This is a genomic window from Streptococcus sp. 11273D007BT (assembly GCF_053547195.1).
The window spans coordinates 621,449-637,937 of record NZ_JBPWPE010000001.1; the positions used below are offsets into that span (position 1 = coordinate 621,449).

Sequence of the window (16,489 nt, forward strand, 5' to 3'; positions counted from 1 at the left end):
GAGTTATGGAACAATTGGAGAGATTAGACGAAATTATAGCAAATATCAAATCTATCAAGGGTGCACAAGCCCTTATTGGAATTGGAACCACAGGCAGTGATAGAGAGAGAATGGATGATTATTCCGATCTTGATTTTTTTGTCATAGCTGAGAAAGATGAAAAACCAGACTTGTTAGATCAGCTGGATTGGTTGGAGACTCCAACGGCTAGCTTGGTTTTTTCATTTAAAAATACGCCAGATGGCTATAAAGTTCTTTATTCAGATGGCATCTATGTTGAGTTTGCTATTTTTACTGAAAAAGAGTATCAGGAGGTTCCTCTGGCTTGTGATAAGGTCTTATGGAGTCGAGAAGAGATTAGTTTAAAAGGTAAGCATGACCCTGTGCGAACGAATCCTGACTGGTATTTTAATGAAGCAATTACCAATTTATATGTTGCAAAAATGCGTGTTCTTCGTGGTGAGGTGATTTCAGCTCACTATTACTTGGATCATGCTGTAGATGATATTATGACAGGGATTACCCTTAGTCAAGAAAGTCTGCATAAAGAGTCCATTGACTGGGCAAATCCTGCTCGTCGATTTGAAAAGCATTTTCCTGCAGAAGCTGCTGTGGTTGATGAGATTTTTGCCAATTCTACTAAAGTAGGCATTAAGTTAGCCTTCAAGCTTCTTGAAAATTATATTGAGATTAATAAAGAGTTGGAAAGTCTTATTAATGATTTTTAATAGAGTTTATCCTTGAACTTCTTAACTTGATATGTCAAAATATAACGAGATAAAATGAAAGGAGGATAGAAATGGTTACGATAAAAGATGTAGCAGAAAGAGCAGGAGTGAACCCCTCGACTGTCAGTCGTGCTTTAAAGGATAGCTCTGCCATCTCTCAAAAAACCAAAGATAGAGTGAAAAAAGCCATGGATGAACTTGGCTATGTTCCGAATGTAGCCGCAAAGATGTTAGCATCAGGCTTGACGCGCTCTGTTGGTGTGATTTTGCCTCCTCTAACAAAAGACCGTGTTGCTCAGCCTTTTTTCATGGAGATTTTAACGGTCATCAATAATGAAGCTAAAAAACGCTCCTTTACTGTTTCTATTGCCACTGCCAGCACAGTGGAAGAATTAACTGAGCATGTTGAGTTAATGTACAAGCAACGACGTGTTGATGGCTTCATTGTTTTATACTCTCAAAAAGATGATACTGTTCGCGAGTATCTGACAGCGCAGAATATTCCGTTTGTTGTGGTGGGTGAGCCAGAAGAGCTGGGAAATGAAATCACTTATATTGATAATGATAACCAGTTAATGGGGAGAACAGCTGTTGATGTTTTGATAGAAAATGGACATGATAAGATTTTATTTGTCACAGATGATTTAAATAGTCAAGTCTTTTCAGAGCGTTATTTAGGTTATCAGATTGAAATGACTAAAAGAGGACTGGTAGCAGAATATCCGATCTTATTTGATAAGGAAGATGCTCTTAGCTTAGATGCCTTTAAGTCTCTATTAGATAAGACTGAGGCAACTGCTTTGGTGGTTGTCGATGATATGTTGTCTGTCCGTGTGATTCAATTTTTATCTTTTTATGATATTAACGTCCCACATGATGTGTCGATTGTTTCTTTTAACAATTCATCTTATGCAAAAATTATTCATCCTTACTTAACCACTTTTGATATCAATATTCCTCAACTGGGTAAGGCGAGTTTAGCACGTCTATTAGATAAACTAGATGTGAGTAAAGATGAAAATGAAAAGGTTATTGTTCCTTTTAAATTGAAAAAAAGAGAGAGTGTTAGAAACTTAAAAAAATAGTAAAACCCTTGATTTTTCGGGGGGGGGTGCTATAATACTCCTATATCAGACGCGAGGGTATTCATCGTCTGATAGCAGTTTGGGCTCCTTTTTCTGACAAGGTATTGCCCCTAAAAAGTTTAATTTCCCATTGCAATACTTCTATTCCCCATAGTGAAAAAGGAGTTAAAAAGGTTGAACAGGCTGTTCAGCCTTTTTATTTTAGGGGTTTTAGTTAGCTTGGGTTGTATTTTTATGCATTTTTTATTATAATAGATTCACACATTTTTAGAGGAGTTAGTAATTTAAATGGATTTTTCATTTTTGCCTAAGTATTGGGCTTATTTTAACTACGGCGTTGTCGTGACCATCTTGATTTCTGCCTTTGTGGTTTTCTTTGGAACTATCATTGGTGTCTTGGTGGCTCTTGCTAAACGTAGTAATATTAAAGTATTGGACTGGTTAGTGAGTTTTTATGTTTGGGTTTTTCGTGGCACACCGATGGTGGTTCAAATTATGATTTCTTTTGCTTGGATGAAATTTCATAATTTACCCACTATTCCGTTTGGTGTTTTAGATATGGATTTTTCTCGCTTATTACCTGGGATGATTATTTTATCACTCAATAGTGGAGCTTATATTTCAGAAACAGTTCGTGCGGGGATTGATGCTGTGCCTAAAGGACAGCTTGAAGCAGCTTATTCTTTGGGGATTCGCCCTAAAAATGCTATGCGCTATGTTATCTTGCCACAAGCTCTTAAAAATATCCTTCCAGCACTTGGTAATGAATTTGTGACAATTATTAAAGATAGTTCGCTTCTTCAAACCATTGGGGTCATGGAGTTGTGGAATGGTGCTCAATCTGTTGTAACAGCAACCTATCTACCGATCGAACCGTTATTATTTGCAGCCTTCTACTATTTGATTGTAACGACTGTTATGTCTGCAATTATCAAGCGTTTTGAAAACCGTTTAGGGCAAGGAGAGAAAAAATAATGTCAGAAGCAATTATTAGCATTAAAGACCTCCACAAGTATTTTGGAGACAATGAAGTGTTAAAGGGAATTGACCTTGATATTTCAAAAGGAGAGGTTGTCGTCATCATCGGTCCGTCAGGATCTGGTAAATCTACTTTTCTGCGTACCATGAACCTTCTTGAAGTCCCAACAAAAGGAACAGTAACCTTTGAAGGAGTTGATATCACTGACAAGTCAAATGATATCTTTAAGATGCGTGAAAAGATGGGAATGGTTTTTCAACAGTTTAACCTCTTTCCCAATATGACCGTTTTAGAAAATATCACTTTATCACCGATTAAAACAAAAGGCATTCCGAAAGAAGAGGCGGAGAAAAAGGCTTATGCCTTACTAGAAAAGGTAGGCTTAAAGGACAAAGCTGCTGCTTATCCAGCTAGCCTCTCAGGAGGACAACAGCAACGTATTGCGATTGCACGTGGCTTAGCGATGGATCCAGATGTTCTTTTATTTGATGAGCCAACCTCAGCTCTTGATCCTGAAATGGTAGGAGAAGTCTTGGGTGTCATGCAAGATTTGGCTAAGTCAGGGATGACGATGGTAATTGTCACTCACGAGATGGGCTTTGCGCGTGAAGTGGCGGATCGTGTGATCTTTATGGATGGCGGTTATATTGTTGAAGATGGGACACCAAAAGAAATCTTTGATGCTACTAAGGAAGCACGAACTAAAGATTTCCTAAGTAAAGTATTATAAATCAATAATGATTCCAATATGAAAAATATGACAGATAAGGATGTTTATCTGTCTTTTTATGTGCTATAATGATGAAAAATTACTACAAAGAAAGGGTGAAAGATAGTTGTTATTAATAGATGCCAAAGTTGATGTGGATTATCAAGTTCAGCATATTGATTTAAACGAGGAAAGTTGTAGGCATTTGGCGACTATGGGTTTAAAGCAGGGGACTCACTTGAAATTAGTCGCCAAAACCAAATCAAATGCTATTGTCATGGTTAAAGGAGCTAGGCTTGCTTTTGATAATGCTATCTTGGAGCGAGTAAGTGTTGTGCTTTACGAGGGAGAAGGGCAGCTGATATCGTTAGCTGACTTACCTGTTGGTCACTTTGCCTATGTCAAAGAGATCAATACTGTTGGAGAAGCGAAACGACGGTTGATGGATATGGGCTTGACCAAGCATACGAAGATCTGTCTTAGAAAGGTTGCCCCTTTAGGTGATCCGATTGAAATTAGTCTGCGAGGTTATGAATTAACGCTTCGTAAATCAGAAGCTCAGTTGATTACAGTGGTTGAGGAGGAATAAGAAAAATGGAAATCGCCTTGATTGGAAATCCGAACTGTGGGAAGACCTCTTTGTTTAACCTCATGACAGGAAATCGGCAGCGTGTGGGAAACTGGCCTGGTGTGACGGTTGAAAGAAAATCTGGTACTTACAAATCTGATAAGAGCTTAGCCATTCAAGATTTACCAGGAATCTATTCGATGTCGCCCTACTCACCAGAGGAATTAGTAGCTAGAGATTATCTGTTGAGCCATGAGGCAGACGCTATTTTAAATATTGTTGACAGCACAAATTTGGAGCGTAATCTTTATTTGACCACTCAGCTGTTGGAGGCGGGGCTACCTGTGACGATTGCTCTTAATATGAGTGATATTTTGAAGAGCCAAGGGAAGTTTATTGATGAAGAAAAGCTGAGCTATCATATGGGTGTGCCTGTAGTGTCAACCAGTGCCACTAAAAATACAGGTATTGAGAAAGCCATCAAGTTGGCTAAAAAATCAGCTCAAGTTGACAGCACTTTTGCCTATCCGACTTATGATAAAAGATTTGAGGTGGCTTTAGCTGAAATCATAGATATTTTAGGGACAGCAGTTTTAGCAAGTGACGCACGATTTTATGCCATCAAGCTATTTGAAGGAGATCAGCAAGTTTGGGAACAGCTTTCCTTGTCTGATTTTCAGAAAAAAGAAATCAAAGATATCATCAAGATCACTGAGGAAATCTATACTGAGGATGCGGAATCCATTTTAATCAATGAGCGCTATGCTTTCATTGAAAAGGTGGCCAAGCTGGCACAGACCAAGGAAGATGATTTTGCCTTGACCTTGTCAGATAAGATTGACCAGATTGTGACCAATCGCTTTTTAGCCCTTCCGATTTTTGCTATGGTGATGTGGTTGGTTTACTACCTATCTATTCAAACGGTTGGGATTATGGGAACGGATTGGGCTAATGATGTTCTTTTTGGTGAATGGGTTCCAAATGCAGTAGGATCTGTTTTAGAAAGCTTAAAGGTTGATGCTTGGATGCAGGGCTTGATCCTAGATGGGATTGTAGCGGGCTGTGGGGCAGTTCTTGGTTTTGTTCCTCAAATTTTTGTCCTCTTTCTGTGTTTGGGGATTTTAGAAGATGTTGGTTATATGAGTCGTGTCGCCTTTGTGATGGATCGTATTTTTAGACGTTTTGGCATGTCGGGTAAGACCTTTATTCCTATGTTGATTGCGACAGGTTGTGGGGTTCCTGGTGTCATGGCTAGTCGGACCATTGAAAACGAACGAGATCGCAGAATCACCGTGATGACCACTACCTTTATGCCGTGTTCGGCTAAATTACCCATCATCGCCTTAGTAGCAGGTGCCTTTTTCCCTAAAAATCCTTGGATTGCCCCAAGTGCTTATTTTGTAGGAATTGGTGCCATTGTCCTATCTGGTATTGCTCTTAAGAAAACACAGCTACTCGGTGGGATGGCCAGTCCGTTTATTATGGAGTTGCCAAGTTATCACCTTCCAAAAACAAGTTCGGTTTTGCGTTATGCCTTTAATAAGGCTATGAGTTTTATTAAACGTGCCGGCTCTGTGATTTTTGTCATGAACATCTTGATTTGGTTCATGAGTACTTATAGCTTTACTTTAGAAGCTGTCGATACAGAAAATAGTATTTTGGCAAATATTGGGCGGGCTTTCTCTGTTTTATTTGCTCCACTAGGTTTTGGTAACTGGCGTGCTACTGTTGCAACAGTAACAGGTTTGGTGGCTAAGGAAACCGTGGTTGCTACCTTTGGTATTCTTTATAATGTCAAGGATGCTTCAGAAAGCAGTCACGGCTTATGGTCTAATCTACAACTGGATTACACGGCCTTATCAGCTTATTCTTTCTTAGTCTTTAATCTTTTATGTGCACCTTGCTTTGCGGCGGTAGGAGCAATTAAGCGAGAGATGAATAGTTTAGGATGGACTTGGTTGGCGATTGCTTTTCAGACGGGACTAGCTTATAGCGTGAGCTTGATTATTTATCAACTTGGTTTATTGCTAACAGGGCATGCTGTGACTATTTGGACAGGCATAGCGGTGCTTCTTGTCTTGGTCTTTGCTTACTTGATTATGAGAAAACCAAAGTCTCAGGAAGTTAGGGTAATCAGTTTAGAAAACCTTGTTGGTCAAGGTTCTTAGGAGGTTATGATGTCATTAGCAACCTTAATTATTTTAATTGTTTTAGTTATCTTGTCAGTCTGGATTATTAAAAGTACCCTACAAAAAAAAGGAGCTTGTAGCGACTGTGACTGCTCTTGTGCTATTAAAGATGAGATAAAAAAGAATAATAATACTGAAATCAATAAATCATGATAATCATCTAACTTATCAAAAAATTCTGAAAAAAGGTGGGTCAAGGCCTACCTTTTTTGTTATAATAGTCTCAATACAATGTTCAAGGAGAGATTATGGCTCAGATAATTGATGGAAAAGCATTAGCTCAAAAAATGCAGAAAAAGTTAGCAGAAAAGGTCGCTCGTTTAAAGGCGGAAAAAGGTATCGTACCAGGGTTAGTGGTGATTTTAGTAGGGGAAAATCCAGCTAGCCAGGTCTATGTTCGTAATAAAGAGCGTTCTGCCTTGGCTGCTGGTTTTAAAAGTCAGGTTATTCGCTTGCCTGAATCAACTTCACAAGAGGAGTTGTTGGATTTGATTGCGATCTATAATGCGGATACTTCTTTTCATGGGATTTTGGTACAATTACCCTTGCCTGATCATATCAATGAAGAAGCTGTGTTATTAGCGATTGATCCTAATAAAGATGTAGATGGTTTTCATCCGATGAATATGGGTCGTTTATGGAGTGGACATCCTGTTATGGTACCTTGTACACCAGCTGGAATTATGGAGATGTTTAAAGACTATCATATTGATCTGGAAGGAAAGCATGCCGTGGTGATTGGGCGTAGTAATATCGTTGGAAAACCAATGGCTCAACTCTTACTTAATAAAAATGCAACGGTGACCCTCACGCATTCTAGAACGCATCATTTAGCAGAGGTTGCTAAAAAGGCTGATATCTTAGTTGTGGCAATTGGTCGTGGGCATTTTGTGACAAAGGATTTTGTTAAAGAGGGCGCTGTAGTGATTGATGTCGGCATGAACCGTGATGAAAATGGAAAGCTGATCGGGGATGTTAAGTATGATGAGGTAGCTGAACTTGCTAGTTACATCACCCCTGTACCAGGTGGTGTAGGCCCTATGACCATTACCATGCTGATGGAACAAACCTATGAGTCAGCCCTTAGAAGTGTGAACAGATGAGAATAGAGGAAAGTTTAGCTAAAAAGGTTGTGGTAAAACGTGAGCCAAATGCTTACAAATGGGCTTTTGGACGTGTTCTCTTAGTAGGTGGTCAAGCTCCTTTTGGTGGTGCTATTATTATATCAGCCCTAGCCTGTGTGAAAAGCGGAGCAGGCTTAGTGAGTGTGGCAACTGATAGGGAAAATCTGACTGCCCTTCACACTCACTTACCAGAAGCTATGGGATTTGATATGCGCGATCAAGATTTGTTGGCGCGTGAAGTGGATGCAGCAACTGTTATTTTGATTGGTCCAGGCTTAGCTGAAAATAGGCTGTCTGAAACTATTTTTAACCAAGTCTTAGAAAGAGTTAGAGCAGATCAAGTCTTAGTGATGGATGCCTCAGCCCTAAATTTATTGGCCAAAAAAGAACGTTCCATCTTACCTCATTCATCGCTTGTCTTAACACCTCATCAAAAAGAGTGGGAACGCTTGAGTGGCTTATCGCCTGATGCACAGGATGATCTCACCAATTTTAAAGCTTTGAAAGACTTTCCAGATCAGACAATTTTAGTACATAAACGCCATCAAACACGTGTCTATCAAGGAGATAAAGTGGGTCACATTACTGTTGGAGGTCCCTATCAAGCAACAGGTGGTATGGGAGATACTTTAGCAGGGATGATTGCAGGCTTTCTAGCCCAATTTAACCAAGATCTTTGGGAAAGTGTTGCTGCTGCAGTTTATCTTCACTCAGCTATTGCAGACCACCTTTCACAAGATGCTTACATCGTCCTCCCAACGCAGATCAGCCAATACTTGCCAATAGCCATGCGGCAATTGTTAGAATAATGTTAAAGATTCTAGTCTGAACCGCACCCCAAAAGTTAGAATGAAAAAATCTAACTTATGGGGTGCTATTTTTATGAAATTAAGTTATGAAGACAAAGTCCAAATTTATGAGTTACGGCAAAATGGTAATTCCCTCAATTCCTTGTCAAAACAGTTCGGTATTGCTCAATCCGGCATTAAATATATGATTCGATTGATTGAGAGATATGGCTTAAGTATTGTTAAAAAAGAGAAAAATAACTACTATTCCCCAGAATTAAAGCAAGAAATGATTGACAAAGTACTTCTTAATAAGCAGTCAGCTCTCTCCGTCTCACTTAACTATTCCTTGCCAAATCGAGGAACTCTCCCAAACTGGATAGCACAATACAAGAAAAACGGGGATATTATTGTTGAGAAAACAAGAGGGAGGCCACCAAAGATGGGGCGTAAACCAAAGAAAACCTGGGAAGAGATGACGGAGTTAGAGCGACTTCAGGAGGAAAATGAACGGCTTAGAACGGAGAATGCCTATCTAAAAAAGTTGAGAGCGCTTCGTTTAAGGGACGAAGCCAGAGAACAAGAAAGGCTCAAACAGTTAGAGAGATGGTCGCAGAAGGATTCCGACTAAATCTACTGCTGACGATTGCTCAATTAGTTCCTTCTACTTATCATTATCAAGTCAAACAACTGGACAAACCAGATAAAGATAAGGACTTAAAAGCTGAAATTTAAGCCATTTATGATGAACATAAGGGAAACTATGGCTACCGTCGCATTCACCTTGAGCTAAAAAATCGTGGATTTTCTGTCAACCACAAGAAAGTACAAGGGCTGATGAAAGAGTTAGGTTTGACTGCTCGTATTCGTCGACGCAAGAGATACAAGTCTTACAAGGGTGATGTGGCAAGAAAGCTCCTAATCTCATTGAGAGAGCCTTTGAAGGGGCTAAGCCTTTTGAGAAGTGCTATACAGATGTGACGGAGTTCGCTCTGCCAAATTGTGCTGAAAAACTCTATCTTTCTCCTGTTCTGGATGGCTATAATAGCGAAATTATTGATTTTACCTTGTCCCATTCTCCCAACCTCGTACAAGTCAAGACCATGCTTGAGAAGGTCTTCCCTGAGGAAACTTACCCAAATACCATTCTCCATAGTGACCAAGGTTGGCAATACCAACATGAAGTCTATCACCGTTTTCTTGCAAGTAAAGGCATACGTCCTTCCATGTCTCGCAAGGGAACCAGCACGGATAATGGTATGATGGAATCCTTCTTTGGCATCTTGAAAACAGAAATGTTTTACGGATTTGAGAAAAATTTCAAATCTCTGGATCAACTAGAGCAAGCTATCACTGATTATATTTTTTACTACAACAATAAACGCATTAAAGCAAAACTAAAAGGACTTAGTCCTGTTCAGTACAGAACTAAATCCTTTCACTAATATTTTTTGTCTAACTTTTTGGGGTCAGTACACTCTTAGGAGTTTTTATAGTGTTTCTATAATCTCAAAGAGACAACGAAAAACTAAGTAAGAATAAAATAATTGAATATATTAGAAAAGCACCATTATTTCTAGTTGTATATAGAGAATAAAAGAAACTACCTATCAAAAAAGTAACTATCCCTGATATAGAGAATTTAAAACTAAATACATTTATAATCTGGCATAAATAACCTAAAGCAATATACAAAAACAATGCGCATAGAACAGGTTTTATATTAAATTGTAGATTTTTCATAAAATATTCCTAAGGTACATTCACATTATAAGACAATGAAAAACCAGGGATTTGAGACCCAATTGGAACAGTTCTAACCCCATTTTCAACAGCCCATTTTACGGTGGCAGCTGCAGACGCCGTTATTAAGGCAGCTGCTCCAGCTCCCCAAGGTCCAGCTGCCGCCAATTGCTTAGCATACCAACCAACATAGCCACCTGCAAAAGCACCAGCAGCCCATCCATTCATCGCTCTTACTTTAGGTCCTAAATGAACATATACTCCTACAAATCCTCTATATTCCGTTGTCCTTACTCCTGATTCAGAAATACTCAACAAATCAAGTGCTTGACTTTCTGTAATATTTAAATCGGCAATTAATTGTTCTTTAGTTGCATTTAAAACAACATTTCCGTTTTTATCATACCCAAAATACTTTTGTAATTTTAAAGCATCTTCTGTTGTTTTTTCATCATAAGAATATTGACCATTTTCTGTGATAATATCAATTTCTTCTGCAGAAAAATTCAATCCATCTTGATTAATACTTTTTTCTGAAACATTATGTTGATATTCTTCTCCTAAAACATTACACACAGGAATAAAACTGCTACCAATACTCAAAGATAACATAACCACAGCAATAGGTTTTAAAATCTTTTTCATGATTACCTCCTTGTTTGATTCCAAAGATACAAAACAGTTTAATTGTTATATAAACCTTTGAGTAATATAGTTTCCGTTTTTTCCTTTCCAACCCAAGGATATATCTCATTTATAATGTAACACTTATATATAAAAAAACAAGACTGTTTTTACCCTCTCATTTGTGGTATAATGAAAGGGTTGAGACATAAATTATTAAAAGAATGGTTCAGAGTAATTAATCATATCGTTTTTGATAAAAAGAGATTAACTGAAGGTTATGAAGGCGTTTATCGCCAAGCTCTACAAGAATTAGTTGATAAAGATCTAGTGACTATAAAAGGAGATGTTCTAATTTTTATCAATAGGGATAAAAGATAGTAGAAGGAAAAAGATAGTTATTAATAGCATAAAGTACATACCCCATTGAAGTGCTAGAAGTCGCACCTCAAAAGTTAGAATTTTTCTGTCTAACTTTTGGGGTGTGTTTTATGTTGTTTCGCTCTTTTTATTTTCTTAGAGTGATTGCTGTTTTTCCTGTCTTTTGTCCCACCATTTTTAAGGGAAAAATGCTATAATGGGAGTAATTATGCATAAATGAAGGAGGGAGCATGTCGGATTATTTATCAGTGTCGAGTTTGACCAAGTATTTAAAATTAAAATTTGACCGCGACCCTTATTTAGAGCGGGTTTATTTGACAGGGCAGGTTTCTAACTTTAGAAAACGTCCCAAGCATCAATATTTTTCTCTCAAAGATAAAAAGGCTGTCATACAGGCAACCATGTGGGCAGGAGCTTTTAAAAATCTAGGATTTGAATTAGAAGAGGGGATGAAGATCAATGTGATTGGTCGGATTCAACTTTATGAGCCTAGTGGGGCTTATTCCATTGTGATTGAAAAAGCAGAGCCGGATGGGATTGGTGCCTTAGCTATTCAGTTTGAGCAACTCAAAAAAAAGCTGACGGAAGCAGGTTATTTTGACTCTCGTCACAAGCAAGCTCTTCCTCGTTTTGTAAAAAAAATAGGAGTCATCACCAGCCCCAGTGGTGCGGTAATTCGTGACATTATCACAACGGTTTCAAGGCGTTTTCCAGGAGTTGATATTCTCTTGTTTCCTACCAAGGTTCAAGGAGATGGAGCCAGTCAAGAGATTGTAGAGAATATTCGTTTAGCTAATCAACGAAAAGATTTAGATCTTCTGATTGTAGGGAGAGGAGGAGGCTCTATTGAGGATCTCTGGGCATTTAATGAAGAAAATGTGGTTGAAGCCATCTTTGAATCCCACCTTCCAATTATCTCTAGTGTGGGGCATGAAACGGATACGACCTTGGCAGATTTTGTTGCTGATCAAAGAGCTGCAACACCAACAGCTGCAGCGGAATTGGCTACTCCAATCACTAAAAGTGATGTTCTTGCAAGCCTTCAAGATCGTCAAAATCGTCTCTACCAAGCAAGTAGGCAGTTGATCATCAGACGTCAAGAGCGGTTAGATAAGTTGATGTCATCGGTGATATTTAGGCAGCCCGAACGGCTCTATGATGGGCATTTACAAAAGTTAGATCGCCTTAGTCAACGTTTAGAGCAATTGACAAGAGAGCGACTGACGCAAAAGAGACAGGCAGAGCAACTCGTGCTTCAACGTCTCAAGTCATTTGATTTAAAAGGACAAGTCGGTTATTTAAAAGAGAAAGTAAGGCAACAAGAGCGCTTACTTCTTAGTCATATGTCTAATCACTATGACAATAAATTAGCACGTTTTGAAAAAGCACAAGATGCCTTGTTATCACTCGATACGACGCGAATTGTGGCAAGAGGTTATGCCATTGTTCGACAAGAAGATACGATTTTGGCAAGTGTTCAAAAACTTACTAAAGGAGACCAGATTAGTATTCAGCTAAGAGATGGTCAAATAGATGCAGAGGTAAAAGATGTCAGAAAGTAAAAAAACATTTGAGGAAAATTTACAAGAATTGGAAATGATTGTCAGCAAGTTAGAAACTGGCGATGTGGCTCTTGAAGAAGCGATTACAGAATTTCAAAAAGGAATGCTCTTGTCTAAGGATCTCCAAAAGACCTTACAAGATGCTGAAAAGACCTTAGTCAAAGTGATGAAAGCTGATGGAACAGAAGAGGAAATGGACTAAGTGGTGGATAAAATCAAGAGCATTGACCAAGCAATGAGGTCTTATTATCAAGAGGCCTTGATTTCAAGTGATTTGGTAAAAAGTATTTTATATTCTATTGAGGCAGGCGGTAAGCGTATCCGCCCCTTAATTTTTTTAGATCTTTTAGAAGGATTTGGCGTGTCTTTGACAAGGGCGCATTTTCAAGTAGCTGCTGCACTTGAGATGATTCACACAGGAAGCCTTATTCATGACGATCTTCCAGCTATGGATGATGACGATTACCGTCGTGGGCATTTAACCAACCATAAAAAATTTGATGAAGCCACTGCTATTTTAGCAGGAGATAGCCTTTTTTTAGATCCATTTGGTCTTTTGGCAAAGGCTGAGCTAAAAGCAGAAGTCGCACTAGCTTTGGTGCGAGAGTTGTCAGAGGCTTCAGGCAGTCATGGGATGGTTGCAGGACAGATGTTAGACATCAAGGGAGAAGAAAAAAGACTACCATTAGAGGAGCTGCAAAAAATCCATGCTCATAAAACAGGAAAGCTTTTGGCCTATCCTTTTGTCGCAGCAGGGATTCTTGCAGAAGTTGATGGCCATAGTCTAGATCTTTTACGTCAAGCAGGAGAATTAGTTGGTCTAGCATTTCAGGTGAGAGATGATATTTTAGATGTTACTGCTGATTTTGACGAACTTGGTAAGACTCCCAAAAAAGATCTTCTGTCAGAAAAATCAACTTATCCTAGTCTGTTAGGGTTAGACGCCTCAAGAGCTATTTTAAATCAGTCTTTAGACGATGTGTTGGTCATTTTTAAAGAATTAGAAGCTAAACAAGGCTTTAATAAAGATGAAATTACGAAGATAATAGAGAGGTTACGACTACATGGCTAAGGAAAGAGTGGACGTTCTAGCTTATAAACAAGGTTTATTTGACACTAGAGAACAGGCTAAACGTGGTGTTATGGCAGGTCTTGTCGTAGCAGTAGTAAATGGTGAGCGTTTTGATAAGCCTGGTGAGAAGATTGATGATGCAACAGAGTTAAAGTTAAAAGGGGAAAAACTCAAGTATGTTAGTCGCGGAGGCCTGAAACTTGAAAAAGCTTTATCGAGCTTTGGGATTGTATTGACCGATCAAATCACTCTTGACATCGGTGCTTCAACAGGAGGCTTTACTGATGTGATGTTGCAAAATGGTGCTAGATTAGTTTATGCAGTTGATGTTGGGACTAATCAATTGGCTTGGAAACTGCGTCAAGATGAGCGTGTCGTTAGCATGGAACAATACAATTTTCGCCATGCTAAGCCAGAAGATTTTGATCAAGGGCAACCAAGTTTTGCTTCTATTGATGTTAGTTTTATTTCTCTTCGTCTGATTTTACCCGCCTTATATCAGATACTGGCTCAAGACGGTCAAGTAGTGGCTCTCATTAAGCCACAGTTTGAAGCTGGTCGGGAGCAGATTGGAAAAAATGGGATTATCAAAGATCCTAAAGTGCATGCCATGGTGTTAGAAAAAGTGATTGGCTTTGCTCAAGAGTTTGGTTTTTCAATCTTGGGATTAGATTTTTCTCCTATCCAAGGTGGGCATGGAAATACGGAATTTCTTTTACACCTCAAAAAAGGAAATCAGGTGGAAAATGCAGCTTTAGATCGTGTTAACCTAGTTTTAGAAGCAGCGCAAAAGGAGTTTAAGTCAGATGAAAAAGAGTGAGCGTTTAGATCTGATTAGAAAAATTGTAACAGAAAATGCCATCGAAACACAAAATGATCTTGTTTCCCTTTTAAAAGAAGAAGGGTTAACGGCGACACAAGCCACAATTTCACGAGATATTAATGAAATTGGTATTGTTAAGATACCGACGGATCACGGCAAATATATTTACGGTCTTTCTAAAGAAAAACCTAAAAAAGTGGCCCCAACGATCAATGTGATTAATGGCAGTTTAAAAGCTATCTCAGAAGAGACGCCTGGACTTCTCAATTTTATCAATATTGATCTTGTTCCAGGGAACACCCGCTTGATAAAACGGGTGCTTTTGGAGCAGTTTGGATCAGATGTCTTTTCTTGTATTGCTGATGACGATAGTATCTTGTTGGTTGCTAAAAGTCAATTAGCTGCAAAGCGTATTCGAGAAAGTTTAGAAATGTGGATGGAGAAGGGCTAAATGTTACTTGAAATTTCCATAAAGAATTTTGCCATTATTGAAGAGATAGCTCTTAGTTTTGATAACGGGATGACCATTTTAACGGGGGAGACAGGAGCAGGAAAATCTATCATCATTGACGCTATGAATATGATGCTAGGAAGTAGAGCAAATATGGAAGTTGTCCGTCATGGTGCGAAAAAAGCTGAAATTGAGGGATTTTTTTCCATTACTAGACAACCTCAGTTAGTGGCCATTTTAGAGGAAAATGGCATCGAAGTGGGTGATGAGCTGATTATTCGACGTGAGATTTTTCAAAATGGGCGCTCGGTCAGCCGTGTCAATGGACAAATGGTGAATTTATCTGTTTTAAAAAGTATTGGTTATTTTTTAGTTGATATCCATGGGCAACATGACCAAGAAGAGCTGATGAAACCACAATACCACATCCATATGTTAGATGCCTTTGGTGACGAACATTTTTGGAGCGAGAAAAAGGCCTACCAGGAGATTTTTGATAGGTATCGACAGTTACGACAAAAAGTTCTCCAAAAGCAAAAAAATGAGCAGGAGCACAAGGCAAGAATTGAAATGTTAGAATTTCAAATAGCGGAACTAGAGACAGCTGCCTTAGTTTCTGGAGAAGATGAAAAATTACAGCATCAGCGTGACAAACTCCTTAATCATAAACAGATTGCAGACACTCTCACTAATGCCCATGCGATGTTGGATAATGAAGATTTTTCAAGTCTCGCCAATATTCGCTCAGCCATGAATGATATGCAGAGTTTGGAAGAGTTTGATCTGGAATATAAGGAAATGTCTGACAGTTTATCTGAGAGTTATTATATCTTAGAAGATATCACAAAGCGTCTGGGAGATATTTTAGATGGCTTAGATTTTGATGCAGGTCTTCTTTCTCAGATTGAATCTCGACTAGATGTGATCAATAGTATTACACGAAAATATGGTGGGACAGTGGATGATGTTTTAGAGTATTTTGAGAATATCTCTAAAGAATATCAGCTATTAACAGGAAGTGAAAATGGTTCTGATGATATGGAAGGGCAACTCAAAAAATTGGAGAAGGAGCTTGTTGTTGCAGCTAATCATCTTAAAGAAGCTAGACAAAACCTAGCTTATCAGCTGGAGCAGGATATTAAGCATGAGCTAAATGATCTTTACATGGAAAAAGCAAACTTCAAGGTACAATTTTCAAAAGGAAAATTTAACCGCGAGGGAAATGAACAGATAGAGTTCTATATTTCAACGAACCCAGGCGAAGGCTTCAAACCCTTAGTCAAAGTGGCATCAGGTGGTGAACTCTCTCGTTTAATGCTAGCGCTGAAATCTGTTTTTTCCCGTCGTGAGGATAAAACGAGTATTGTATTTGACGAGGTGGATACAGGTGTTTCTGGCCGTGTTGCTCAAGCTATTGCACAAAAAATCCATCGTATTGGAAGTAACGGTCAAGTTTTGGCTATTTCCCATTCACCACAAGTTATTGCGATTGCAGACTATCAGTTTTTTATTGAGAAAAAAAGTGATGAAACATCAACTGTATCGACAGTTCGTTTATTAAGTCATGAGGAGCGCGTTGAAGAAATTGCTAAAATGTTAGCTGGTCAAAATCTAACAGAAGCAGCTCGTATTCAAGCAAGAGAGCTCTTAAAGAAAGGTTAAT

Annotated in this window: 17 protein-coding genes and 1 pseudogene; 17 read left to right on the forward strand and 1 reads right to left on the reverse strand. The window is 38.7% G+C overall.

What is annotated here, in order from left to right; genetic code table 11:
- Positions 1–5: 5 nt before the first annotated feature.
- The 10 genes and pseudogenes from ACEE75_RS03280 to ACEE75_RS03325 all read left to right on the forward strand — a co-directional run bounded on the left by ACEE75_RS03280 (position 6) and on the right by ACEE75_RS03325 (position 9,615).
- On the forward strand, positions 6–728 hold the full coding sequence (locus tag ACEE75_RS03280; protein ID WP_354367459.1) for a hypothetical protein: 723 nt from the start codon (positions 6–8) through the stop codon (positions 726–728).
- Positions 729–799: 71 nt separating this feature from the next.
- The gene (locus ACEE75_RS03285) at positions 800–1,813 is read left to right on the forward strand and encodes a LacI family DNA-binding transcriptional regulator (protein ID WP_447575326.1); all 1,014 of its coding nucleotides are present in this window, start codon (positions 800–802) and stop codon (positions 1,811–1,813) included.
- A 288-nt stretch (positions 1,814–2,101) separates the two neighbouring features.
- Positions 2,102–2,788 carry an amino acid ABC transporter permease gene (locus ACEE75_RS03290; protein WP_447575325.1) on the forward strand — a complete coding sequence of 229 codons (687 nt, stop codon included), beginning with the start codon at positions 2,102–2,104 and terminating at the stop codon, positions 2,786–2,788.
- Positions 2,788–3,522: an amino acid ABC transporter ATP-binding protein gene (locus ACEE75_RS03295; RefSeq protein ID WP_447575324.1), complete on the forward strand. Its 735-nt coding sequence runs from the start codon at positions 2,788–2,790 to the stop codon at positions 3,520–3,522. The genes ACEE75_RS03290 and ACEE75_RS03295 overlap by 1 nt, the downstream gene beginning before the upstream one ends.
- 106 nt (positions 3,523–3,628) lie before the next feature.
- Positions 3,629–4,090: a FeoA family protein gene (locus tag ACEE75_RS03300; protein WP_354367451.1), complete on the forward strand. Its 462-nt coding sequence runs from the start codon at positions 3,629–3,631 to the stop codon at positions 4,088–4,090.
- A gap of 5 nt (positions 4,091–4,095) precedes the next feature.
- Positions 4,096–6,237 carry a ferrous iron transport protein B gene (gene feoB / locus ACEE75_RS03305; RefSeq protein ID WP_447575323.1) on the forward strand — a complete coding sequence of 714 codons (2,142 nt, stop codon included), beginning with the start codon at positions 4,096–4,098 and terminating at the stop codon, positions 6,235–6,237.
- A 9-nt stretch (positions 6,238–6,246) separates the two neighbouring features.
- Positions 6,247–6,411 carry a FeoB-associated Cys-rich membrane protein gene (locus tag ACEE75_RS03310; RefSeq protein ID WP_354367447.1) on the forward strand — a complete coding sequence of 55 codons (165 nt, stop codon included), beginning with the start codon at positions 6,247–6,249 and terminating at the stop codon, positions 6,409–6,411.
- A gap of 95 nt (positions 6,412–6,506) precedes the next feature.
- Positions 6,507–7,361: a bifunctional methylenetetrahydrofolate dehydrogenase/methenyltetrahydrofolate cyclohydrolase gene (locus ACEE75_RS03315; RefSeq protein ID WP_447575322.1), complete on the forward strand. Its 855-nt coding sequence runs from the start codon at positions 6,507–6,509 to the stop codon at positions 7,359–7,361.
- On the forward strand, positions 7,358–8,191 hold the full coding sequence (locus tag ACEE75_RS03320) for an NAD(P)H-hydrate dehydratase (protein ID WP_447575321.1): 834 nt from the start codon (positions 7,358–7,360) through the stop codon (positions 8,189–8,191). Before ACEE75_RS03315 ends, ACEE75_RS03320 begins: the two co-directional genes overlap by 4 nt.
- Before the next feature lie 73 nt (positions 8,192–8,264).
- A pseudogene (locus ACEE75_RS03325) lies at positions 8,265–9,615 on the forward strand (IS3 family transposase).
- Between the two features lie 307 nt (positions 9,616–9,922).
- Here ACEE75_RS03325 and ACEE75_RS03330 read toward each other — a convergent pair.
- Positions 9,923–10,558: a hypothetical protein gene (locus tag ACEE75_RS03330; RefSeq protein WP_354367441.1), complete on the reverse strand. Its 636-nt coding sequence runs from the start codon at positions 10,556–10,558 to the stop codon at positions 9,923–9,925.
- A gap of 180 nt (positions 10,559–10,738) precedes the next feature.
- On the opposite strand from ACEE75_RS03330, the gene ACEE75_RS03335 reads away from it, so the two are divergent.
- The 7 genes from ACEE75_RS03335 to recN all read left to right on the forward strand — a co-directional run bounded on the left by ACEE75_RS03335 (position 10,739) and on the right by recN (position 16,488).
- Entirely contained in the window at positions 10,739–10,918 is a 180-nt protein-coding gene (locus ACEE75_RS03335) for a hypothetical protein (protein ID WP_447574493.1), read from the forward strand.
- A gap of 230 nt (positions 10,919–11,148) precedes the next feature.
- Positions 11,149–12,480: an exodeoxyribonuclease VII large subunit gene (xseA, locus tag ACEE75_RS03340; RefSeq protein ID WP_447574494.1), complete on the forward strand. Its 1,332-nt coding sequence runs from the start codon at positions 11,149–11,151 to the stop codon at positions 12,478–12,480.
- Positions 12,467–12,682, forward strand: coding sequence for an exodeoxyribonuclease VII small subunit (locus ACEE75_RS03345; protein ID WP_354367435.1), 216 nt, complete (start codon positions 12,467–12,469; stop codon positions 12,680–12,682). Before xseA ends, ACEE75_RS03345 begins: the two co-directional genes overlap by 14 nt.
- Positions 12,683–13,552 (forward strand): polyprenyl synthetase family protein, encoded by an 870-nt coding sequence (locus tag ACEE75_RS03350; RefSeq protein WP_447574495.1) that lies wholly within the window; start codon positions 12,683–12,685, stop codon positions 13,550–13,552.
- On the forward strand, positions 13,545–14,372 hold the full coding sequence (locus ACEE75_RS03355) for a TlyA family RNA methyltransferase (RefSeq protein WP_447574496.1): 828 nt from the start codon (positions 13,545–13,547) through the stop codon (positions 14,370–14,372). The genes ACEE75_RS03350 and ACEE75_RS03355 overlap by 8 nt, the downstream gene beginning before the upstream one ends.
- Entirely contained in the window at positions 14,359–14,826 is a 468-nt protein-coding gene (locus ACEE75_RS03360; protein WP_354367429.1) for an arginine repressor, read from the forward strand. Before ACEE75_RS03355 ends, ACEE75_RS03360 begins: the two co-directional genes overlap by 14 nt.
- On the forward strand, positions 14,827–16,488 hold the full coding sequence (gene recN / locus ACEE75_RS03365; RefSeq protein ID WP_354367427.1) for a DNA repair protein RecN: 1,662 nt from the start codon (positions 14,827–14,829) through the stop codon (positions 16,486–16,488).
- Position 16,489: the final 1 nt, after the last annotated feature.